The 22,465-nt window shown below is 70.3% G+C and carries 19 protein-coding genes; 3 read left to right on the top strand and 16 right to left on the bottom strand.

Annotated features, from left to right (window positions below; genetic code table 11):
* Positions 1-360: 360 nt before the first annotated feature.
* From Q2K21_RS07715 to Q2K21_RS07680, 8 genes are all read right to left on the bottom strand, one after another.
* Positions 361-969 (bottom strand): TetR/AcrR family transcriptional regulator, encoded by a 609-nt coding sequence (locus tag Q2K21_RS07715; protein ID WP_310767512.1) that lies wholly within the window; start codon positions 967-969, stop codon positions 361-363.
* A gap of 74 nt (positions 970-1,043) precedes the next feature.
* Positions 1,044-2,093 carry an agmatine deiminase family protein gene (locus tag Q2K21_RS07710; RefSeq protein WP_310767509.1) on the bottom strand — a complete coding sequence of 350 codons (1,050 nt, stop codon included), beginning with the start codon at positions 2,091-2,093 and terminating at the stop codon, positions 1,044-1,046.
* 27 nt (positions 2,094-2,120) lie between these two features.
* A complete protein-coding gene (locus Q2K21_RS07705) occupies positions 2,121-3,803 on the bottom strand; it encodes an urease subunit alpha (protein ID WP_310767507.1) in 1,683 nt (560 codons plus the stop codon).
* Positions 3,800-4,480: an urease subunit gamma gene (gene ureA, locus Q2K21_RS07700; protein ID WP_310767505.1), complete on the bottom strand. Its 681-nt coding sequence runs from the start codon at positions 4,478-4,480 to the stop codon at positions 3,800-3,802. Before ureA ends, Q2K21_RS07705 begins: the two co-directional genes overlap by 4 nt.
* Positions 4,481-4,687: 207 nt before the next feature.
* On the bottom strand, positions 4,688-5,776 hold the full coding sequence (locus Q2K21_RS07695; protein WP_310767503.1) for a branched-chain amino acid aminotransferase: 1,089 nt from the start codon (positions 5,774-5,776) through the stop codon (positions 4,688-4,690).
* Positions 5,777-6,042: 266 nt separating this feature from the next.
* Positions 6,043-7,086 carry a 3-isopropylmalate dehydrogenase gene (locus tag Q2K21_RS07690; protein ID WP_310767499.1) on the bottom strand — a complete coding sequence of 348 codons (1,044 nt, stop codon included), beginning with the start codon at positions 7,084-7,086 and terminating at the stop codon, positions 6,043-6,045.
* Positions 7,087-7,305: 219 nt separating this feature from the next.
* Positions 7,306-7,446: a hypothetical protein gene (locus Q2K21_RS07685; RefSeq protein ID WP_310767496.1), complete on the bottom strand. Its 141-nt coding sequence runs from the start codon at positions 7,444-7,446 to the stop codon at positions 7,306-7,308.
* A 198-nt stretch (positions 7,447-7,644) separates the two neighbouring features.
* On the bottom strand, positions 7,645-8,541 hold the full coding sequence (locus Q2K21_RS07680; RefSeq protein WP_310767494.1) for a LysR family transcriptional regulator: 897 nt from the start codon (positions 8,539-8,541) through the stop codon (positions 7,645-7,647).
* Positions 8,542-8,644: 103 nt separating this feature from the next.
* Here Q2K21_RS07680 and Q2K21_RS07675 point away from each other — a divergent pair, with 103 nt between their 5' ends.
* Positions 8,645-9,637 (top strand): NADP-dependent oxidoreductase, encoded by a 993-nt coding sequence (locus Q2K21_RS07675; RefSeq protein ID WP_310767491.1) that lies wholly within the window; start codon positions 8,645-8,647, stop codon positions 9,635-9,637.
* Positions 9,638-9,644: 7 nt separating this feature from the next.
* Here the strand turns inward: Q2K21_RS07675 and Q2K21_RS07670 are convergent, their stop codons facing one another.
* From Q2K21_RS07670 to Q2K21_RS07660, 3 genes are all read right to left on the bottom strand, one after another.
* Positions 9,645-10,184, bottom strand: coding sequence for a GNAT family N-acetyltransferase (locus Q2K21_RS07670; protein WP_310767488.1), 540 nt, complete (start codon positions 10,182-10,184; stop codon positions 9,645-9,647).
* A 110-nt stretch (positions 10,185-10,294) separates the two neighbouring features.
* Positions 10,295-11,935, bottom strand: coding sequence for an L-glutamate gamma-semialdehyde dehydrogenase (gene pruA, locus Q2K21_RS07665; protein WP_310767485.1), 1,641 nt, complete (start codon positions 11,933-11,935; stop codon positions 10,295-10,297).
* Positions 11,936-11,967: 32 nt separating this feature from the next.
* Entirely contained in the window at positions 11,968-12,894 is a 927-nt protein-coding gene (locus Q2K21_RS07660) for a proline dehydrogenase family protein (protein WP_310767482.1), read from the bottom strand.
* A 165-nt stretch (positions 12,895-13,059) separates the two neighbouring features.
* Here Q2K21_RS07660 and Q2K21_RS07655 point away from each other — a divergent pair, with 165 nt between their 5' ends.
* Positions 13,060-14,301, top strand: coding sequence for a PucR family transcriptional regulator (locus tag Q2K21_RS07655; RefSeq protein ID WP_310767479.1), 1,242 nt, complete (start codon positions 13,060-13,062; stop codon positions 14,299-14,301).
* A 248-nt stretch (positions 14,302-14,549) separates the two neighbouring features.
* Here Q2K21_RS07655 and Q2K21_RS07650 read toward each other — a convergent pair whose 3' ends face one another.
* Positions 14,550-15,140: a TetR/AcrR family transcriptional regulator gene (locus Q2K21_RS07650; RefSeq protein ID WP_310767476.1), complete on the bottom strand. Its 591-nt coding sequence runs from the start codon at positions 15,138-15,140 to the stop codon at positions 14,550-14,552.
* 97 nt (positions 15,141-15,237) lie between these two features.
* Here Q2K21_RS07650 and Q2K21_RS07645 point away from each other — a divergent pair, with 97 nt between their 5' ends.
* The gene (locus Q2K21_RS07645; RefSeq protein ID WP_310767472.1) at positions 15,238-16,785 is read left to right on the top strand and encodes an MFS transporter; all 1,548 of its coding nucleotides are present in this window, start codon (positions 15,238-15,240) and stop codon (positions 16,783-16,785) included.
* Positions 16,786-16,904: 119 nt separating this feature from the next.
* On the opposite strand, the gene serA is transcribed toward Q2K21_RS07645, so the two are convergent.
* The 4 genes from serA to Q2K21_RS07625 all read right to left on the bottom strand — a co-directional run bounded on the left by serA (position 16,905) and on the right by Q2K21_RS07625 (position 22,302).
* A complete protein-coding gene (gene serA / locus Q2K21_RS07640; protein ID WP_310767469.1) occupies positions 16,905-18,494 on the bottom strand; it encodes a phosphoglycerate dehydrogenase in 1,590 nt (529 codons plus the stop codon).
* 267 nt (positions 18,495-18,761) lie between these two features.
* On the bottom strand, positions 18,762-19,760 hold the full coding sequence (gene ilvC, locus Q2K21_RS07635; protein ID WP_310767466.1) for a ketol-acid reductoisomerase: 999 nt from the start codon (positions 19,758-19,760) through the stop codon (positions 18,762-18,764).
* A 142-nt stretch (positions 19,761-19,902) separates the two neighbouring features.
* A complete protein-coding gene (gene ilvN / locus Q2K21_RS07630) occupies positions 19,903-20,427 on the bottom strand; it encodes an acetolactate synthase small subunit (RefSeq protein WP_310767463.1) in 525 nt (174 codons plus the stop codon).
* A gap of 18 nt (positions 20,428-20,445) precedes the next feature.
* Positions 20,446-22,302: an acetolactate synthase large subunit gene (locus Q2K21_RS07625; protein ID WP_310767460.1), complete on the bottom strand. Its 1,857-nt coding sequence runs from the start codon at positions 22,300-22,302 to the stop codon at positions 20,446-20,448.
* Positions 22,303-22,465 lie beyond the last annotated feature (163 nt).

Genomic DNA, 22,465 nt, shown 5'->3' with positions numbered 1-22,465 from the left:
GGGTCGAGGACGACGGTGGCCGCCCGTACCTGGTCGTACGTGGCGGTCACTGCGGACCGGCGCGCCTGCTGCCAATAATCATGGCGAACGAGAGCACGGGGGCAGTCTGGCACATTCCACCCCCGCGCTCACCGCCGTCTCAGGATGCGGTCGTCAGAGGCCTGAAGTCCGCTGTTCCCCTGTTCCCCCGGCCCTGCGCCGAGGGCTCGTCGGGATGCAACCGCACCATGCATCCCTGGTCAATGCGTTCGATTACGTACAACCCGGGCGGATGATCGCGTGTCCGCGAGTACGCGGGCCGCCGGTCAGCCCCGGCTCAGCCCATGCTCAGCCCATGCTCAGCCCATGCTCAGCCCATGCTCAGCCCAGGGATTCGGCCAGAAACTCCCTTACGTGGCGCAGGACCTGGTCCCGGTCCGTGCCGCGCAGGCCGATCGCCACATGGATGGAGAAGCCGTCGAGGAGGGCGCGCAGCCGGGCGGCGAAACGGTCCGGGTCGATCGCCCGGAACTCCCCCCTCGACACGCCCTCGGCGAGCAGTGCCACCAGGTCACGGTGCCAGGCTCCCTCGATGGCGGCCTGCCGGGCGCGGGCTGCGTCGTCGGCGTTCTGCGAGCGGTTCCAGACCTCCAGCCACAGCGTCCAGTGCGGGTCGCGGTGACCGTCGGGGACGTACAGATCGACGTACGCGTCGAGCCGTTCCCGGGCCGGGACCGGGCGGCTGAGCAGCCGGCCGCGTTCGGCGCCCAGTCTGCCCTCGCTCCACTCCAGGGTCTCCAGGAGCAGTTCGTCCTTGGACCGGAAGTAGTAGAGCAGATGGCCGCTGCTCATCCCGACCTCCCGGCCGAGCGCCGCCATGGTGAGCTTCTCCAGACCGCGCTCGGCGATCATCTCCATGGCGGCGGCGAGTACCTCCTCGCGCGGCGGAGCGGGGGTGCGGCGGCGGGGGGAGGACGATGGGGCGTTCATACGGGTTCCGTGCGGAGCTCGGTGAGGCGGTGGCCGCGGGCCGGGCAGAGCAGCAGTACGTTCACCCTGACGTTCTACCTGACCGCTGCCCTGGGCTGCTGCTGGGTGATGCAGTGGATGCCGCCCCCGCCCGCGAAGATCCCGCGGGCGTCCACCAGCGTCACCGTCCGCTCGGGGAAGAGGCGGCGGAAGATGCCCGCGGCGATCTCGTCCCGGGGGTCGTCGAAGCCGCACAGCACGACGCCGCCGTTGCAGAGGTAGTGGTTGATGTAGGAGTAGTCGGCCCAGTGGCCGTCGGCCTCCAGGGTCGTCGGGGCGGGCACCTCGACGACCTCCAGACGGCGGCCATGGGCGTCGGTCGCCGACTTCAGCAGGCCGATGACCTCCTTCGTCACCTCATGGTCGGGGTGTGCCGGGTCCGGCTGGTGGTGGGCGACCACGACGCCGGGGCGGGCGAAGGCGGCGACGATGTCGACGTGGCCGAGGGTGCCGAAGCCGTGCGGGGGGTAGTCGCCGGTCAGTCCGCGCGGCAGCCAGATCGCCTTGCGGGTGCCGAGGTGGGCATGGATCTCGGCCTCCACCCGCTCCCTCGTCCAGTGCGGGTTGCGCTCGGGGCCGAGCTGCACGGTCTCGGTGAGCAGGACGGTCCCCTCGCCGTCCACATGGATCGCGCCGCCCTCGTTGACCAGCTCCGAGGCGTACGTCTTCGCGCCCGCGAGGCCCGAGACGTACGCGGCGATCTTCGCGTCGTGCTCCCAGCGGGCCCACTCCTGGGCGCCCCAGCCGTTGAACGTCCAGTCCACGGCGGCGAGTTCACCCGCGCCGTTGGTGAGGAAGGTAGGTCCGATGTCGCGCATCCAGGCGTCGTCGAGGTCGCGCTCGACGGTGTCGATGCCCGGGCCGAGGAGGGTCCGGGCCTCCGCCGACTGTCCGGGGCCGCACACCACCGTCACCGGTTCGAAACGGCGGACCGCGCGGGCGACCGACGCCCAGGCCGCGCGGGCGGCGGCGAGGTCGCCCGGGGTGTCGAAGGTCGGGTTGGGCCCCGGCCACGCCATCCAGGTGCGTTCGTGCGGGGCCCACTCGGCGGGCATGCGGAAGCCGTCGGCGGCGGGGGTGGTCATGTCGCGGGTCCTCACAGGCTGTGACGTTTAAAGGAAGTACAGGCGGTTGAGAGAGACCGAGTCGGCGGGCTCGGAGCGGATCGGGTCGCCGTCGAGGGTGACCAGGCCGGTGCGCTGGTCGACGTCCACCGTTCCGGTACGGGAGTTGAGGCGCAGGTCGGCGGGGCCGATGCCCCGGGTACCGCGGACGGCGACCCTGCGCCGCCGGGTGGGCATCCTGTCGTTGCCCTGGTCGAGTGCCGCCTGGGCGACGAAGGCGACCGAGATGTCGGCGGGTGTGGCGCCGTGCGCGCCGAACTGGGGGCCCAGGACGAGGGGTTCGCAGGTGTCGGTGGCCGCGCCCGGGTCGCCGACCACCCCGTACGCCGGGAAACCGGCCTTGAGCACGAGCTGCGGCTTGGCGCCGAAGTACTCCGGCCGCCACAGAACGATGTCGGCGAGCTTGCCGACCTCGATGGAGCCGACCTCGTGCGAGAGGCCGTGGGCGATGGCGGGGTTGATGGTCAGCTTGGCGATGTAGCGCAGGACGCGGGCGTTGTCGTCGTCCGGTCCGTCGCCCTCCGTGGGGCCCAGCTCGGCCTTCATCTTGCCTGCCATCGCGAAGGTACGGCGCACGGTCTCGCCCGCGCGGCCCATACCCTGCGCGTCCGACGAGGTGATGCCGATCGCGCCCAGGTCGTGCAGCACGTCCTCGGCGCCCATGGTCCCGGCGCGAATGCGGTCGCGGGCCATGGCGGCGTCGCCCGGCAGGTCGGTCTTCAGGTCGTGGACGGAGACGATCATGCCGTAGTGCTCGGCGACGGCGTCCCGGCCGAAGGGGAGGGTCGGGTTGGTGGACGAGCCGATGACGTTCGGTATGCCCGCCATCTTCAGGACGTTCGGCACATGACCGCCGCCGCAGCCCTCGATGTGGAAGGCGTGGATGGTCCGCCCTTCGAGGACCCGGAGCGTGTCCTCGACGGACAGGCACTCGTTCAACCCGTCGCTGTGCAGGGCGACTTGGACGTCGTACTGCTCGGCGACACGCAGCGCGGTGTCGAGGGCACGGGTGTGGGCGCCCATGTCCTCGTGCACCTTGAAGCCGGACGCGCCGCCCTCGGCCAGCGCCTCGATCAGGGGCGCGGGATCGGAGGACGAACCCCTGCCCAGGAAGCCGATGTTGACCGGCCAGGCGTCGAACGCGCCGAACGCGTGCCGCAGCGCCCAGGGCGAGTTGACGCCGACGCCCCACACCGGCCCGAACTCCTGGCCGATGATCGTGGTCACGCCGGAGGCCAGCGAGGCCTCCATGATGCGCGGCGACAGCAGATGGACATGCGTGTCGACGGCGCCGGCGGTGGCGATCAGACCCTCGCCGGACACGATCGACGTACCCGTGCCGACCACCACGTCGACCCCGTCGAGGGTGTCGGGGTTCCCGGCCCGCCCTATCGCGTGGATACGCCCCTCGCGGATACCGATGGAGACCTTCCTGATCCCCTGTGCGGCGTCGATCACGACCACGTTGCTGATGACGACGTCGCAGGTCTCGCGCACGGCGGCGGCCTTGAGGTGCAGTCCGTCGCGGGCGGTCTTGCCGAAGCCGGCGAGGAACTCGTCGCCGTACTTCTGCGCGTCGGACTCGATCCGCACGACCAGCCCGGAGTCGCCGAGCCGGACGCGGTCGCCGGCGCGGGGGCCGTGGGTGGCGGCGTACTCGTACGGATTCATCGTTCGGCTCCCAGATATCCGCAGGCGGCGGCCCGGCGCAGGGCTTCTTCCTTCGCGCCCGGCGCGTCCAGCGGCCCGTCGACGAGCCCGGCGAACCCGATCGCGATCCGGTCGCCCCCGATCGGCACGAGGCCGACCTCGACGCACTCCCCCGGCCCGAAACGGACCGACGACCCGGCGGGCACGGCGAGCCGCATGCCGTAGGCCGGCGCGCGCTCGAAGTCGAGCCGCGGGTTGGCCTCGAAGAAGTGGAAGTGGGAGGTGACGGAGACCGGCACGGTCGCGGTGTTGGTGACCGTCAGCCGGACCGCCGCCTCGGGCCCGGAGTGCTCGGGCCCCGGCAGCAGCGCGCCGGGGGCCTGGTCCCCCAGTCCGCCCCGGATGGGGTCGCCGACGACCGCGAGTCGCGACCCGTCGTCGAAGACGGCCTCCACGTGCACCTCCGTGACCACGTCCGCGACGCCCGGCAGCACGTCGTCGGGGCCGAGGACCGCCCTGGCGCGCTCGACGGCCTCGGCGAGCCGGGCCCCGTCACGGGCCGCCTCGCACACCGTGTCGGCGATGAGGGCGGTCGCCTCGGGCACGTTGAGCCTGAGGCCGCGGGCCTTGCGGGCCCGCGCCAACTCGGCCGCCGAGAACAGCAGCAGCCGGTCGCGCTCCGTGGGGGTCAGTCTCACGACGCCTCCCTTCCTTCCCTGGCTTTAGAGCGCCACTCTAAGCACGAGATCCGCGGAACGAAACCCCACACCCAGACCCTGCCGACGAATGCATTGAACGTCACTCAAACATTCACCTCGCGCGGGCATACGACACGCATGCGACGGGCATACGAAAGGGCCGCCCAGGACGCGAAGTCCGGGGCGGCCCTTGGCCGTGCCGTGGATCTAGCCGAGCCTGTGCATCCAGCCGTGCGTGTCCTCGTGGGTGCCGCGCTGGATGTCCAGCAGGGCCTCGCGGAGCTTGAGGGTGACCTCGCCCGGCTCGCCGCCCGACTGCTTCCACTCGGCGCCCGTGCGCTTGACCGTGCCGACCGGGGTGATGACCGCCGCCGTGCCGCAGGCGAAGACCTCGGTGAGGGTGCCGTTCTCGGAGTCGGCCTGCCACTGGTCGACGGAGACGCGGCCCTCCTCCGCCTCGTAGCCGAGGTCGCGGGCGACCGTGAGGAGGGAGTCACGGGTGACGCCCTCCAGGATGGAGCCGGTGAGGGTCGGCGTGACGATCTTGTTTCCGTACACGAAGTACAGGTTCATGCCGCCGAGTTCCTCGACCCACTTGTGCTCCACGGCGTCGAGGTAGCAGACCTGGTCGCAGCCCTTGGCCGCGGCCTCGGCCTGGGCGAGCAGGGAGGCCGCGTAGTTGCCGCCGGTCTTGGCGTCGCCCATACCGCCGGGGACGGCGCGGACGCGGTCCTCGGAGAGCCAGATGGAGACCGGCTTCACACCGCCCGCGAAGTAGGCGCCCGCCGGGGAGGCGATGACGAGGAAGAGGTACTCGTTGGCGGGCTTCACACCGAGGCCGACCTCGGTGGCGATCATGAAGGGGCGCAGGTACAGAGACTCCTCGCCGCCGTGCGCCGGCACCCAGTCCTTGTCCTGCTGGACGAGGACGTCGCATGCCTCGATGAACGTCTCGACCGGCAGCTCGGGCATCCCGAGGCGGAAGGCGGAGCGCTGGAAGCGCCGGGCGTTCATCTCCGGGCGGAAGGTGGCGACCGAGCCGTCGGGCTGGCGGTACGCCTTGAGGCCCTCGAAGATCTCCTGCGCGTAGTGCAGGGTCATGTTCGCGGGGTCGAGGGAGAGCGGGCCGTACGGGACGAGCTGGCCGTCGTGCCAGCCCCGCCCCTCGGTCCACTTGATCGTCACCATGTGATCGGTGAAGTGGCGGCCGAACCCGGGGTTGGCCAGGATCGCTTCCCGCTCCGCGTCGGAGAGGGGGTTGGAGGAGGGCTTCAGCTCGATCGTGGGCGTCGTCATGAATGGTTGTCCTTCACCGGTTGTGTTGACGGGCCGCGCTCACGCCCGCACTGCCAGTGGCCAGTGCTAGGACGTCCGAGCATTCCCTCATTCCGCGGCTCCGGCTTCGATTATCGCAACCGGGAGCTGTGGACCGGAACGGTGTGAATGCGGCCCTTGGGCTTGCCCAGGGGTGGATCGATGGTGACACCCGGCGAGGGCATGGAAAAGCCGCCGGGCGCGATTGCGACCCGGCGGCCTTCTCAGGAGGTGTGAGCGGCGGCGGGTCAGCCTGCTACTCGTACGGCGAGCGCGTCGCCGATCTCGTCGGTGGTGCGGGCGGGCTTGCCCACGCGCTCGGCGAGGTCGGCGGAGACGGCCTCCTCGATGCGGGCGGCCTCGGCCTCGTATCCGAGGTGGCGCAGCAGGAGGGCGACCGACAGGACGGTGGCCGAGGGGTCGGCCTTGCCCTGGCCCGCGATGTCGGGCGCCGAGCCGTGCACGGGCTCGAACATGGACGGGAACTCGCCGGACGGGTTGATGTTGCCGGAGGCGGCGACCCCGATGCCGCCCGAGATGGCGGCGGCCAGGTCGGTGAGGATGTCACCGAAGAGGTTGTCGGTGACGATCACGTCGAAGCGCTCGGGCTGCGTGACGAGATAGATCGTCGCCGCGTCCACGTGCATGTACTCGGTGGTGACCTCGGGGAACTCCTCCGCCACCTTGTTGAAGATGTTCGTCCACAGGTGACCCGCGAACGTGAGCACGTTGTTCTTGTGGACCAGTGCCAGCTTCTTGCGCGGGCGTGCCTGGGCGCGGGCGAACGCGTCACGGACCACGCGCTCGACACCGAAGGCCGTGTTCACGGACACCTCGGTGGCGACCTCCTGGGGGGTGCCCTTGCGGATGGTGCCGCCGTTGCCCGTGTACGGGCCTTCGGTGCCCTCACGGACGACGACGAAGTCGATCTCGGGCTGGCCCGCGAGCGGGGTCGGCACGCCCGGGAGCAGCTTGGAGGGCCGCAGGTTGACGTGGTGGTCGAAGGCGAAGCGGAGCTTGAGCAGGAAGCCGCGCTCCAGGACGCCGGACGGGACCGAGGGGTCGCCGATCGCGCCCAGCAGGATCGCGTCGTGCCGCGCCAGCTGCTCCAGGTCGGCGTCGGTGAGGGTCTCACCGGTGGCGTGATAGCGCCGGGCGCCGAAGTCGTAGTCCTTGGTCTCCAGCTTCACATCCTGCGGGAGGACGGCGGAAAGGACCTTGAGCCCCTGGGTCACGACCTCCTGGCCGATGCCGTCACCGGGAATCACTGCGAGATTGATGCTGCGAGACATGTCGGCACCGTACTCCTTGTCCCATGGGATGACACGCGGCGTCCGGGATACGGACACGGGCGGGCACCCGGGCGGGTGACGACAGCGACGTGGACGGGTGACGCCAGCGACGCGGACAGGTGACGCCGGCAACATGTTCGAGGTGCGGCGCGGGGCGTGAGCCCGTGACTCACGGCCCGCGCCGCACCCCGTGCGGGCGCGGCTCCCGGCTTGGGTTCGCTATGCGGCCCGGTGGCCCGTCTCGCCGCCGTTGTCGCGGCGGTCGAGGGCGCGCTGGAGCGCGGCGGCGGCGTTCCTGCGGTCGGACTCGTTCGTTCGGGAAACGTGACGGACTCGGCGGCGGGCGGTCGTCTCGGCCATGGGGAATCGACTCCTTCGATGATCCGGGAGTGCGGAAAGGGGTAACGAGACGCCGGAGGGGCGGGGAGCAGCGCCGCAGGGATTGCCTGCACAGGGCCCGGCTCACGACCGCCATTCGCTTGATCGAGCGAGACGTTCGGCTCCCACAAAACTAAGGGAGGACGGCGCGTCTGTCTCCACAATTACTCGGACTTCCTACTATCTGAGACGGCGGAGTCCCCGCAGCTCCCGGATCAGCGCCCGTACCGCGACCGTCGCGGCCAGTTCCGGTGTGGTGACGTATCCGACCTGGCGCGTGGGGCGGTCCGGGCCGAGGTCGGTGATCTCCGTTGTGAGCGGTGCTCTCGTCAGGGACAGGGCGGGCATGATGGCCATACCTAGACCACTGCTCACCATCGAGAGCACCGCTCCGTCATCCTCGGCCCGCACCGTCGCCGTGGGAATCCACTCCTGTGCGGCCCACCACGTCCGCGTGTACGACGAGCAGTTCTCGGTCCAGTCCACCAGCGGAAGCGAGCGCGGGTCCGGATGCCCGGCCGGATGGACCAGCGCGTACGGCTCCTCCAGCAGCACGTCCCCGACCAGCCCGGCGGGCACCGGCGTGCTGGTGCCCATCGTCGCGATCCCGACGTCCGCCCGCCCCGCGGCCACCTCCCCGGCCGTGCCCGGCCCGATCTCGCGGACGACGTCGACCGTCGGCACGATCCCGGGGTGGCGCGCGGTCAGCCGTTCCAGCGCCGGCGGCAGCAGGTACAGCGCCGCGCTGCGGAACGCCGCGATGCGCAGCGGCCCGGCCACCGTGTCGCCGCCGTCCGGGCCGGCGCCCACGCCGCGCGTCTCCGCCACGAGCGCCTCCAGCATGCGCAGCACACGCCGGGCGTGCGCGACGGCCCGTTCACCGGCGGGCGTGGGGCGTGCCCCGTACCGGCCGCGGTCGAACAGGACGACGCCCAGCTTCCGTTCGATGCCGCGGACCGCGTGCGACACCGCGGACTGTGTGCTGCCGAGCGCGGCACCGGCCGCCGAGAAACCGCCCTCCCGGGCCACGGCGACGAGGATCCGCAGCTCCTGCGGCGCGAGGTCCGCTGTGCTCATCGAGGGCTCCCACCTGCTGCTATGAGGACGTCTCATGGATGCGGCCGTTCCATGAGCCCAACTCCCTGCCCGGCCCCCCGCATTCCTGCCTACGGTCGCCGCCATGACCGAGATCGCGCTCACCGTGCAGCAGACCGCCCGTCCGACCGGCTACCCCGCCCCCGCTCACTTCCGTTTCGCCGAGTCGCCCGTCCCCGAACCCGCCCCGGGCACGGTGCTGGTGGAGAACCTGTACTGGTCCGTGGACCCGTACCACCGCGAAATGATGGACGGCGACTTCCCGTTGAACTCCCCGCTGGAGGGCCGCACCCTCGGCCGGGTGATCGAGTCCCGCGATCCGGCCCTGCCCGAAGGGGAGATCGTCTTCCACCGGCACGGCTGGCGCACCCACGCCGTCGTACGCCCCGAGGAGGCCCGACGCCTCCCCCACTACGACGGGGTCCCCCTGTCCGCGTATCTGAGCGTGCTCGGCGGCACGGGCCTGACCGCGTACGTCGGGCTCACCCGGATCGCCCGTCTGAAGGAGGGCGACGACGTGTTCGTGTCGGCCGCGGCGGGCGGGGTCGGTACGGCCACCGGCCGGTTCGCCCGGCTTCTGGGCGCCGGACGGCTGGTGGGAAGCACGGGCAGCGCGGCGAAGGTGGCGTACCTGACCGAGCGGGTCGGTTACGACGCGGCCTTCGACTACCACTCCGGCCCGGTCGCGGACCTCCTCGCCAAGGCCGCGCCCGACGGCGTCGACCTGTTCGTCGACAACGTCGGCGGCGGGCAGCTGGCCGCCGCGATCGGCGCGTTGCGCGAGCACGGCCGGGTGGTGCGAATCGGCACGATCGGGCAGTACAACACCCCGGACGCCCCGCCCACCGTCTTCGACCACTCCGCCGTGGTCGAGAAGAGCCTGCGCATCGAGGGCTTCCTGGTGAGCGACTACCGCGATCTGCAGGAGGAGTTGTACGAGTTCGCCGTCCCGCATCTGATCGACGGGCGGCTGGAGTCGGACGAGACGATCGTGGACGGCTTCGACCGCATCGTGGAGGCCTTCCTGTCGATGCTGCGGGGCGGCAACACCGGGAAGATCATCGTGCGGGCCGTCTGACGGCCGGTCAGAGCACGTCCCCGTCCCGCCAGTCGAAGACCAGCTCGTACGCCGGGTCGAGCAGGCCCGCGGCGACGGGGCGTACAAAGGTGGAGCCCTCCTCGTCGGGCAGGCGTACGACCCCCTCGGGCCCGAGGGCGCAGACGCGGCCGGACCACGGCTGCCAGCCCCGGGCGCGGTAGAGCGCGGCCCCCTCGTCGCTGGCGGAGAGCGCACCGAGGTCGTAGGCCCCGTCGACGATCCGCTCCAGCTCGGCCATCACGCGGCCACCGAGCCCCCTGCGCCGCACATCGGCACGGACGCCCACGGCCTCGATGTACCCCAGGCGCAGCCAGCGTCCGCGGTGCGCGACGCGCCGCTGGACGACGGATCCGTGTGCCGCGAGTCCCTGTTCGTCGTCGACGAGCACATGCATCCCGCCCAGCCCGTGCTCCCAGTCCTGGTTGCCGAAGTCTCCTTCGAAGGCGCCGTCCAGCAAGGTGCGGGCGGCGCGGAGGTCGGCCGGGGTGAGGTCCGCGGTGTGGGCGGTACGGAGTCGGGTGGCCATCGGACCAGTATCGCCCTCGTCCTGTGAACCGCACCCGCACCACATGGAACCGCCCCCGTTCCGGAGGGGGGCTCCGGAGCGGGGGCGGGGATCGTGGGTCCGCGCGGGTGTCAGCCCATGTGCGGGTACGTGTAGTCCGTCGGCGGGACCAGGGTCTCCTTGATGGCACGGGTCAGGGTCCAGCGCAGCAGGTTCTGCGGAGCGCCGGCCTTGTCGTTGGTGCCGGAGGCGCGGCCGCCGCCGAAGGGCTGCTGGCCGACCACGGCGCCGGTCGACTTGTCGTTGATGTAGAAGTTGCCGGCCGCGTAGCGGAGCCTGTCCATCGTGTGGGCCGCGGCGGCGCGGTCGTTCGCGATGACCGAGCCCGTGAGCGCGTAGTCGGACACCGACTCCATCTGGGCCAGCATCTCGTCGTACTTCTCGGCCGAGCTGTCGTCGTACACGTACACCGCGAGGAACGGGCCGAAGTACTCGGTCGTGAAGACCTCGTTCTCCGGGTCGGTGCACTCGACGACGGTCGGGCGCACGAAGTAGCCGACCGAGTCGTCGTAGGAGCCGCCCGCGACGATCGTGCAGGTCGGGTCCTCCTGGGCGCGGTCGATGGCGGCCTTGTTCTTGGCGAAGGCACGCTCGTCGATGACGGCGCCGATGAAGTTCGACAGGTCGGTGACGTCACCCATGGTGATGCCGTCGACCTCGGCCGCGAACTCCTCCTTGAAACCGGAGTTCCAGATGGAGGCCGGGATGTACGCGCGCGAGGTCGCGGAGCACTTCTGGCCCTGGTACTCGAAGGAACCGCGGGTGAGCGCCGTCTTCAGGACCGCGCGGTCCGCGCTCGGGTGCGCGACCACGAAGTCCTTGCCGCCGGTCTCGCCGACCAGACGCGGGTACGAACGGTACTTCTCGATGTTGGTGCCGACCGTCTTCCACAGGTACTGGAAGGTCTTGGTCGAACCGGTGAAGTGGATGCCCGCGAGGTCCCGGTGCTCCAGGGCGACCTTGGAGACCTCGATGCCGTCACCGGTGACGAGGTTGATGACGCCCTTGGGCAGGCCCGCCTCCTCCAGCAGCTGCATCAGCAGCACGGCGGCGTGCGTCTGGGTCGGGGACGGCTTCCAGACGACGACGTTGCCCATGAGGGCCGGGGCCGTCGGCAGGTTGCCCGCGATCGCCGTGAAGTTGAACGGCGTGATCGCGTAGACGAAGCCCTCCAGCGGGCGGTGGTCGAGGCGGTTCCAGACGCCCGGGGAGTTGGCCGGGGGCTGCTCGGCCAGGATCTGGCGGGCGTAGTGGACGTTGAAGCGCCAGAAGTCGACCAGCTCGCACGGGGTGTCGATCTCCGCCTGCTGGGCGGTCTTCGACTGGCCGAGCATGGTGGAGGCGGCGAGGGTCTCGCGCCAGGGACCGGCCAGCAGCTCGGCGGCGCGCAGGATGATCGCGGCGCGGTCGTCGAAGGACATCGCACGCCAGGCCGGCGCGGCGGCCAGGGCCGCGTCGATGGCGTCCTGGGCGTCCTGCTGGGTGGCGTTGCGGTAGGTGCCGAGCACCGCCTTGTGGTTGTGCGGCTGCACGACCTGGAACGGCTCGCCGCCGCCCATGCGCTTCTCGCCACCGATGGTCATCGGCAGGTCGATCGGGTTCTCGGCCAGTTCCTTGAGCTTGACCTCAAGACGGGCGCGCTCGGGCGAACCGGGGGCGTAGCCGTGCACCGGCTCGTTGACAGGGGTGGGGACCTGGGTCACAGCGTCCATGAGTGCCGAACTCCTTTGCGAGCGGGTGGGTGTCAGCCCTTGCTGACCATCGAGCGGACGAAGAAGCGCAGGTTCGCCGGCTTCTCCGCCAGGCGGCGCATGAAGTAGCCGTACCAGTCGGTGCCGTACGCGGTGTACACGCGCATGCGGTGGCCCTCGGCGGCCAGCCGCAGGTGCTCCTCGCTGCGGATGCCGTACAGCATCTGGAACTCGTACTCGTCGAGCTTGCGCCCGGCGCGCCGGGCGAGTTCCTGCGCGATGGAGATCAGCCGCGGGTCGTGGGAGCCGATCATCGGGTATCCCTCGCCCTCCATGAGGGTCTTCAGGATGCGGACGTACGCCTTGTCGATCTCGGCCTTCTGCTGGTACGCGACCGACGCGGGCTCCTTGTACGCCCCCTTCACGATACGCACCCGGCTGCCGCTCGCGGCAAGACGGCGGGCGTCCTCCTCGGTGCGGAAGAGGTAGGCCTGGATCACGCAGCCGGTCTGCGGGAAGTCCTTCCGCAGCTCCTCGTGGATGGCGAACATCGAGTCGAGGGTGGTGTGGTCCTCGGCGTCCAGCGTGACCGTCGTACCGATCGCGGCGGCGGCCTCGACGACCGGGCGGACGTTGGCGAGGGCCAGCTCGTGGCCGCCGGGGAGCGCCTGGCCGAACATGGACAGCTTCACCGACATCTCGGCCTTCGTGCCGAGGTCCAGCTCCTTGAGGCGGTCGATCAGCTCCAGGTACGCGTCACGCGCGGCCGTGGCCTGTTCGGGGGTCGTGATGTCCTCGCCGACGACGTCCATGGTGAGCTCCAGGCCCTTGCCGGTGAGCTCCTTGATGATCGGGACGATCTCACCGACGGTCTCGCCGGGGATGAAGCGGTCGACGACCCGCTTGGTCACCGGGGCCGCCGAGATCAGACGGCGCATCCGGTCGCTGCGCGACGCGGCGAGAATCACGGGACCCAGCACGGGGCACCTCCACAAGAAAAACCACCAGGAGGCCGAATCCCGACCATTCGGGTACGGCACGGAGAACCACCGTGAAACCTAAGGATCCCTCCGATCGTCGGCCATCGACAGCTGTCACGCATCCGCGCCCCGGATCTCAGACATCTGTATGAGGCGGGTGGGAAAATGCGGGAGAATGGCCGCGTGGCGGACGTTTTCAAGGCAGGCCGAGGCGATTACCAGGAGCTCGTCGACGAGATCTCGGCGCTGCTCGGCGCGCCCGCGACCCTGGAGAACCGGGACTTCGAGCTGATCGCCTTCGCCGCGTACGACAGCGACGGAGAGTTCGACGAGGCGTCCCTCGACCCGGTCCGCACCCGCTCGATCCTCACGCGCCGCTCCACGGCGGCGGTACGGAAGTGGTTCGAGGGCTTCGGCATCGCCCGCGCCACCGGGCCGGTGCGCATCCCGCCCACTCCGGAGGCGGGCGTGTACCGGGGACGGATCTGTCTGCCCGTACGCCATCGGGGTGTCGTCCTCGGATATGTGTGGCTGCTGGCCGACGAGCCGGGCCCGTCCGAGGCGCTGCTGTCCGCCGCGATGGAGATCGCCGCGCGTATCGGCGCGCTGCTCGCGGACGAGGCACAGGCGGGCGCGGACCTGACACGCGAACTGCGGGCGGCCCTCACCGCCGAGCGCGGCTGGCAGCAGGAGATGGCGGTGGCGGAGCTGCGTACGGCGCTGGGCGCGCGCGGCGACGGTCTGCACACGGTGGTGTGCGTGGCCCCCTGGCCGTCGGCCGACCCGGACGACGCACCCACGGTCCGTACGATCCCGGCGGCGACCGCGCTGTGCACGGTGCCGTGGACCGGGGGTGCCTCCCACGCCTTTGAGGCGGTGGGGGAAGGCCAGAGCGTGGCCCTGCTGGTGCGGCTGCGCTCGGCGGACGTGCTGAGCCCGGCGCTGACGGCGGCCGCACGGCTGCTGCGGGAGGCGGAGGGGACACGCGGCGGCGGGCGGGCCGCGGCCGGGGTGGCCGGGGCGCGCCAGGGTCTCGCTGAGCTGGGCACCGCCTGGCAGGAGGCGTCGGCCGCGGCCCGCGCGGTCCTGGCGGAGTCCCGGCTCGGCCCGGTCGCGCAGTGGTCGTCCATCGGCCCGTACCGCATGTTGACGTCGCTTCCCCCGCAGGCGGCCCACGACCCGGCCGTACGCGCCCTGTTGTCCCCCGCCCACCGTGAACTCGCCCGCACGGCCGAGGTGTTCCTGGACTGCGCGGGCCAGGCGGGCCGCACAGCGGCGGAACTGGGCATCCACCGCCAGACCCTGTACTACCGCCTGTCCCGGGTGGAACAGCTCACGGGCCTGGACCTCGACGACGGCGAGGACCGGCTGCTGCTGCACATGGCGCTGAAGGGCGCGCGGCTCTGACGGAACGCGGGCCCGCCACCCCTGCCCGAGTGATCCCCTTGCCAACCCCCTTGTGCGTGGCGCCATATCCCTGGAATGCGGCGCCACGCCCGCACATCGACTGGAGCCCCATGCGCGCCGAACGCGCCCCATGCGAGCACGGCATCGGGGTGCGAGGGCTGACACCGTTGCCGGGCGGGGCGAGGGAGTCGGCCGCACCGGCGCTGCGGGACCGGCGGGCGAGCACAGACCAGTAGGGTCTCGGCGCCTCAGCCTTTCGCGGCGGCCGCGATCACCCGGCGCAGGCCCTCGGTCAGCTGGTCCGCGTCGGTCGCCGAGTCGGGGTCGAAGAGCCACTGGACCATGAGCCCTTGCAGCAGGGTGTTGTAGAAGCGTCCCTCGCTGTCGATGGTCTCCTTGTCGAGCTCCTCCTCCGGGATGCCGCTGAACAGGGGCACGAGTCCCGAGAACGACTGTTTCTGCGCCTCGACGAGCATCCGGTGCACCTCCGGCAGCCGGTCGCCCTGGAGGATCAGCTCGAAGCTCAGCAGAAAGATGGCCCGTGACTCGGGCAGGGCACGGATGACGTAGGTCCACACCTCCTGGAAGCGCTCCAGCGACCCGGCCGGCGCCGACAACGCCTTGAGACCTTCTCCGCCGGCCTCGAAACGGTGCCCCGTCGATTCGACCAGCGAGACGTACGCCTGCACCAGCAACGCGTCCTTCGACCCGTAGTGGTAGCCGATCGACGCCAGGTTGGTCCCCGACTCCTTGACGATGTCGCGGGCCGTGGTGCGCACGAACCCCTTCTCCAGCAGGCAGCGCTTGGCGCCTTCGAGCAGATCCTCACGGTGTCCCATGCCGACCACCCTACTCCGCATCCATACAACCGTCCTATACAGATGACTTATACAAGCGTTCTAGACAAACGTTTAAGACGCTCGTACAGTCGCTGTCATGACGAACCCGACGAGCACGACCACCACCCCGGGCGCCGACGGCGCCCGCGCCGGCCGACGTGAATGGACCGCGCTCGGCGTGCTGATGCTTCCGCTGCTGCTGGTCTCCATGGACGTCTCGGTCCTGTACTTCGCGATCCCGGCGATCAGCGCGGACCTGAGGCCGAGCGGCACCCAGCAGCTGTGGATCTTCGACATCTACGCGTTCGTACTGGCCGGCCTGCTGATGACGATGGGCTCGCTCGGCGACCGCATAGGCCGCCGGAAGCTGCTGCTGGTCGGCGCGGCCGCCTTCGGCGCCGCCTCGCTGGTCGCGGCCTACGCCAACAGCGCCGAGACCCTGATCGCGGCCCGCGCGGTCCTCGGCATCGGCGGCGCGACCCTGATGCCCTCGACGATGGCGCTGATCCGCACCATGTTCACCGACCCCGCCCAGCGCGCGAAGGCCATCGGCATGTGGTCCGGCGTGATGACGGGCGGCATCGCGCTCGGCTCGGTGATGAGCGGCGTGCTGGTCCAGTACTTCTGGTGGGGCTCGGTCTTCCTGGTCAACCTGCCCGCGATGGCGCTGCTGCTGGTCCTCGGCCCGATCCTGCTCCCCGAGTCCAAGGACCCCGAGCCCGGCCGCTTCGACTGGCTGAGCGTGCCGCTGTCGATGGCGGCGGTGCTCCCCGTGATCTACGGCCTGAAGGAGATCCCGTCGGAGGGCTGGAACGTCCAGTACGTCGTCTCGATCACCGTCGGCCTGCTCTTCGCCGCCCTCTTCGTCCACCGCCAGCGCACTGCGACCTCCCCGATGATCTCTCCGGCCCTGTTCCGCGGCCGTGGCTTCGCCCCCGCCGTCGTCCTGAACCTCGTCTCCTCGTTCGCCATGCTGGGGTCGGCCTTCTTCACCACGCAGTACCTTCAGTCGGTGCTCGACAAGAGCGCGCTGGAGGCGGCTCTGTGGGCGCTGCTCCCTTCGGTGCCGATCGGCGCGGCTGCCCCGATCGCCACGCAGCTGGTCCAGAAGGGCGTCAACCGCGCCTACGTCGTCACCGCGGGCTTCGTGATCGCCGCGGCCGGATACGGAATGCTGGCCCTGGCCGGCACGGACTCCCTCTGGCTGGTGCTGGCCGCGTGCGGCGTCCTCGCCTCCGGAATCGTCATGGTCATCTCGCAGATGACGGACCTGGCCATGGGGGCGGCCCCGGCCGAGCGGGCGGGCGCGGCGTCCTCGCTCCTGGAGACGGGCGCGGAGTTCGGCGGGGCCCTCGGCATGGCGGTCCTCGGCTCCATCGGTACGGCGATCTACCGCCACGAGATTCCGTCCTCGGCCCCGGCCGTGGCCCACGAGACGCTGGGCGGTGCGCTGGCCGTCGCCGGTCAGCTCCCGGGACGCGCGGGAGACGCCTTGGCGACGGCGGCGCGAGAGGCGTTCACCAGCGGGATGCGGGGAGCGGCGATCGCGGGGGCGGTGCTGCTGGCAGGGGCCGCGATCGCGGCGGCGGCGACACTGCGCCGGATCCACGTACGCGAGCAGGAGGCGGAGGAGGTCGCTGCCTGATTCCCAGCACAGCGAAACGCCGGACGGGCTGAGTTTTCTCAGCCCGTCCGGCGTTTGAGGACCAGGCCGTCAAGGCCGAAGCGGGGGTCTGGGGGCGGCAGCCCCCAGGGACGGCAACCTCAGACCAGGTTCACGGAACGAGCCGACGTCGCCCCGATCTCCGCCTCGACCTCGACCAGAACCCCGGAGGGTACCGTGTCGTCGACCGTGAGGACCGCGAGGGCCTCGCCGCCGGCGATGTCACGGGCCACCTGCATGCCCGCGATGTTGATGCCGGCCTCACCGAGGATGCGGCCGACGGTGCCGACCACGCCGGGACGGTCGGTGTAGCGCAGCACGACCATGTGGTCGGCCAGGGCCAGGTCCACGTCGTAGTCGCCGACAGCCACGATCTTCTGGTGGTGCTTCGGGCCGGCCAGCGTGCCGGAGACCGACACCTCCTCGCCGCCCGAGAGCGTGCCGCGCACGGTGACGACGTTGCGGTGGTCCGTGGCCTCCGAGCTGGTGGTGAGCCGCACCTCGACACCGCGCTCCTGGGCGAAGAGCGGAGCGTTGACGTACGAGACCGTCTCGTCCACGACATCCTCGAACACGCCCTTGAGCGCGGACAGTTCGAGCACCTTCACATCGTGCTGGGTGATCTCGCCGTAGACCTCGACGTCGAGCCGGACCGCGACCTCGCCCGCGAGCGCGGTGAAGATACGGCCGAGCTTCTCGGCGAGCGGCAGGCCCGGCTTGACGTCCTCGGCGATGACACCGCCCTGGACGTTCACCGCGTCCGGCACCAGCTCACCGGCGAGCGCGAGGCGCACCGACTTGGCGACCGCGATGCCGGCCTTCTCCTGGGCCTCGTCCGTCGACGCACCGAGGTGCGGGGTGCAGACGACCTGGTCCAGCTCGAACAGCGGCGAGTCCGTGCACGGCTCCTTCGCGTACACGTCGAGGCCCGCGCCCGCGACCCGGCCTTCCTTGAGCGCCGAGTACAGCGCTGCCTCGTCGACGATGCCGCCGCGCGCGGCGTTGACGATGCGGACCGACGGCTTGACCTTGTGCAGCGCCTCGTTGCCGATCAGACCGACCGTCTCCGGGGTCTTCGGCAGGTGGACGGTGATGAAGTCGGAGACCTCCAGCAGCTCGTCCAGCGACAGCACCTTGACGCCCATCTGCGCCGCCCGTGCGGGCTGGACGTACGGGTCGTACGCGACGACCTTCATGCCGAAGGCGGACATGCGCTGCGCGACCAGCGCGCCGATGCGGCCGAGGCCGACCACACCGAGGGTCTTCTCGGCCAGCTCGACGCCGGTGTACTTGGAGCGCTTCCACTCGCCGTTCTTCAGCGCGGAATTGGCCTGCGGGATGTTGCGGGCGGTGGCGAGGAGCAGACCGCAGGCCAGCTCGGCGGCGGTCACGATGTTCGAGGTCGGGGCGTTGACGACCATCACGCCGGCCTTGGTGGCGGCGGAGACGTCGACGTTGTCCAGGCCGACGCCGGCTCGCGCGACGACCTTCAGCTTGTTCGCGGCGGCGACGGCCTCGGCGTCGACCTTCGTCGCGGAGCGGATCAGGATGGCGTCGACGTCGGCGATCGCAGGCAGCAGCTCGGCGCGGTCCGCGCCGTTGCAGTGGCGGATCTCGAAGTCGGGGCCGAGGGCGTCGACGGTCGCGGGCGACAGCTCTTCAGCGATGAGTACGACGGGTTTCGAGCTCACGTGAGTCCTCACAAGTCCAATGCGGACGGCCGTCCCGACGGCCGCAGGCGGTGGAGGGATGCTTGCCGCGTGGAAGACGCACGACGCTGTGGGCCTGAACGCGATTGTTGTGCAGCAGTGTAGTGGCGTCGCACGTATCGGTTTACGCCGCTGCGGAAGGATCACCCGTCCGTGGCTGGACGGGTTGGACAACGCCTCGTTCCGGGCGTTACCCACGGTTTGCCGAAGGGGCCGGAGCGTGCCGCTCCGACCCCTTGGCCAGGAGACTTACGCCTCCTCGTTCACCCAGCTCATCAGCTTGCGCAGCTGCTTGCCGGTGGTCTCCAGCAGGTGCTCGGAGTCGGCGGTCTTGTACTCGTTGTACTTCTTCAGACCGCCGTGGTACTCGTCCATCCAGTTCTGGGCGAAGGTGCCGTCCTGGATCTCGGCGAGGACCTTCTTCATCTCGGCCTTGGTGGCGTCCGTGATGATGCGCGGGCCGGTGACGTAGTCGCCCCACTCGGCGGTCTCGGAGACGGACCAGCGCATCTTCTCCAGGCCGCCCTCGTACATGAGGTCGACGATCAGCTTCAGCTCGTGCAGGCACTCGAAGTAGGCGATCTCCGGCTGGTAGCCCGCCTCGACCAGGGTCTCGAAGCCCGCCTTGACCAGCGCGGAGGTGCCACCGCACAGCACGGCCTGCTCACCGAACAGGTCGGTCTCGGTCTCCTCGGTGAAGGTCGTCTTGATGACGCCGGCGCGGGTGCCGCCGATGGCCTTGGCGTAGGACAGGGCCAGCGGGAAGGCGTTGCCCGTCGCGTCCTGCTCGACGGCGGCGATCGCCGGAACGCCGCGGCCCTCCTCGTACTGGCGGCGCACCAGGTGGCCCGGGCCCTTCGGGGCGACCAGGGCGACGTCGACGCCGGCCGGGGGCTTGATGAAGCCGAAGCGGATGTTGAAGCCGTGGGCGAAGAACAGCGCGTCGCCGTCCTTCAGGTTCGGGGCGATGGACTCCTCGTAGACCTGGGCCTGGATCGGGTCCGGGATGAGGATCATGATGACGTCGGCCTCGGCGGCGGCCTCCGCCGGGGTCACCACGCGCAGACCCTGCTCCTCGGCCTTGGCCTTGGACTTGGAGCCCTCGTGCAGACCGACGCGGACGTCGACACCCGAGTCGCGCAGCGACAGGGCGTGGGCGTGGCCCTGGCTGCCGTAGCCGATGACCGCGACCTTGCGGCCCTGGATGATGGACAGGTCGGCGTCAGCGTCGTAGAACAGCTCGGCCACTTTGGGTTCTCTCCTTGGGGTGCAGGTGTTGCGTCCCACCGTATGACGGTGAGCGGAAGTGAGGTTTCGGGGTCTCGGCATACGGGCGGCCGGCCACTCACCGGCCGCCCGTTTCCGGGCGTAGGGGAATCCTCTACGAGTCCTACGCGGACCGGTCGAGGGCGCGCAGGGAGCGGTCCGTGATCGAACGGGCGCCGCGGCCGATCGCGATCGTGCCGGACTGAACCAGCTCCTTGATGCCGAACGGCTCCAGCATCTTCAGCATGGCCGACAGCTTGTCGCTGGACCCGGTGGCCTCGATGGTGACGGCCTCCGGGGAGACGTCCACGGTCTTGGCGCGGAACAGCTGGACGATCTCGACGATCTGGGAACGCGTCTCGTTGTCGGCACGCACCTTCACCAGAACGAGTTCACGCTGAACGGCCCCCGACGGCTCCAGCTCGACGATCTTCAGGACGTTGACCAGCTTGTTGAGCTGCTTGGTGACCTGTTCGAGCGGCAGGTCCTCGACGTTCACCACGATGGTGATGCGGGAGATGTCGGGGTGCTCGGTGACACCGACCGCGAGCGAGTCGATGTTGAAGCCGCGGCGGGAGAACAGGGCGGCGATCCGGGCGAGGATGCCGGGCGTGTTCTCGACGAGGACCGAGAGGGTGTGCTTGGACATGGTTCTCACTCAGCTCTCTCAGTCGTCTTCGTTGTCGCCGAAGTCGGGGCGGACGTCCCGGGCGGCCATGATCTCGTCGTTGGAGGTGCCGGCGGCGACCATCGGCCACACCATCGCGTCCTCGTGGACGATGAAGTCGATGACGACCGGGCGGTCGTTGATGGAGTTCGCCTCTTCGATGACCTTGTCGAGGTCGTCCGGGGACTCGCAGCGGATCGCGTAGCAGCCCATGGCCTCCGACAGCTTCACGAAGTCGGGGACGCGGGTGCCGGCGCTGGGCTGCCTGCCGTCCGCCTCGGGGCCGCTGTGCAGCACGGTGTTGGAGTACCGCTGGTTGTAGAACAGAGTCTGCCACTGGCGGACCATCCCGAGGGCGCCGTTGTTGATGATGGCGACCTTGATCGGGATGTTGTTCAGGGCGCAGGTGGTCAGTTCCTGGTTGGTCATCTGGAAGCAGCCGTCGCCGTCGACCGCCCAGACCGTACGGTCCGGGGCTCCGGCCTTCGCGCCCATCGCGGCCGGGACCGCGTAGCCCATGGTTCCGGCGCCGCCGGAGTTCAGCCAGGTCCTGGGCTTCTCGTACTGGATGAAGTGCGCGGACCACATCTGGTGCTGGCCGACGCCCGCCGTGAAGATCGTGCCCTCGGGTGCGAGCCGCCCGATGCGCTCGATGACCTGCTGCGGGGAGAGCGTGCCGTCCTCGGGCAGGTCGTAGCCGAGCGGGTACGTCTCGCGCCAGCGGTTCAGGTCGTTCCACCAGGCGGTGTAGTCGCCCTTGTGGCCCTCGCTGTGCTCCTTCTGCACGGCCTGGATCAGGTCGGCGATGACCTCGCGGGCATCCCCGACGATCGGCACGTCGGCGGCGCGGTTCTTGCCGATCTCGGCCGGGTCGATGTCGGCGTGGACGATCTTGGCGAACGGGGCGAAGCTGTCCAGCTTGCCGGTGACGCGGTCGTCGAAGCGGGCGCCGAGGGCGACGATCAGGTCGGCCTTCTGCAGACCGGTGACGGCGGCCACCGAGCCGTGCATGCCGGGCATGCCCAGGTGCTGCGGGTGGCTGTCGGGGAACGCGCCGAGCGCCATCAGCGTGGTGGTGACGGGCGCACCGGTCAGCTCGGCGAGGACCTTCAGTTCCGCGGTGGCGTCGGCCTTGAGGACACCGCCGCCGACGTACAGGATCGGCCGCTTGGCCGCGGTGATCAGCTTGGCGGCCTCGCGGATCTGCTTGGCGTGCGGCTTGGTCACCGGACGGTAGCCGGGCAGGTCCGTGACGGGCGGCCAGCTGAAGACGGTCTGCGCCTGGAGGGCGTCCTTGGCGATGTCGACGAGGACCGGTCCCGGGCGGCCGGTGGAGGCGATGTGGAAGGCCTCCGCGATCGTGCGCGGGATGTCCTCGGCCTTGGTCACCAGGAAGTTGTGCTTGGTGATCGGCATGGTGATGCCGACGATGTCCGCCTCCTGGAAGGCGTCGGTGCCGATCGCCTTGGAGGCGACCTGCCCGGTGATCGCGACCAGCGGCACCGAGTCCATGTGGGCGTCGGCGATCGGGGTGACCAGGTTGGTGGCGCCGGGTCCCGAGGTGGCCATGCAGACGCCGACCTTGCCGGTGGCCTGCGCGTAACCGGTGGCCGCGTGACCCGCGCCCTGCTCGTGCCGCACCAGCACATGACGCACCCTGGTCGAGTCCATCAGCGGGTCGTACGCCGGAAGGATCGCACCGCCGGGAATGCCGAATACCGTCTCGGCGCCGACCTCCTCGAGAGAGCGGATGAGGGACTGCGCTCCCGTGACGTGCTCGGGCGCGGACGGCTGTCCAGAGGAACGGGGCCGCGGCTGCGGATGGTGGGCCCCGGAGGCCTGCTCGGTCATCGGCAATCTCTTCTCGATGCTGAGGGTTTGTGCGAGGTTTGTACGGGGTTCGACTGGTGCTCGGGCGGAGTGCGACTCGTGCCCGTGCAACAAAAAACCCCTCGTGCCGTCAGGCAAGCGAGGGGAGCGCGCCGGTGAGGGTCGCTGGGGATTCCGGTCTTCCTTCCGG

This window comes from Streptomyces sp. CGMCC 4.7035 (genome assembly GCF_031583065.1).
Lineage (GTDB): Bacteria > Actinomycetota > Actinomycetes > Streptomycetales > Streptomycetaceae > Streptomyces > Streptomyces yaanensis.
Note: the sequence above shows the minus strand (reverse complement) of the source record. Positions and strands in the feature narration are given on the sequence as shown.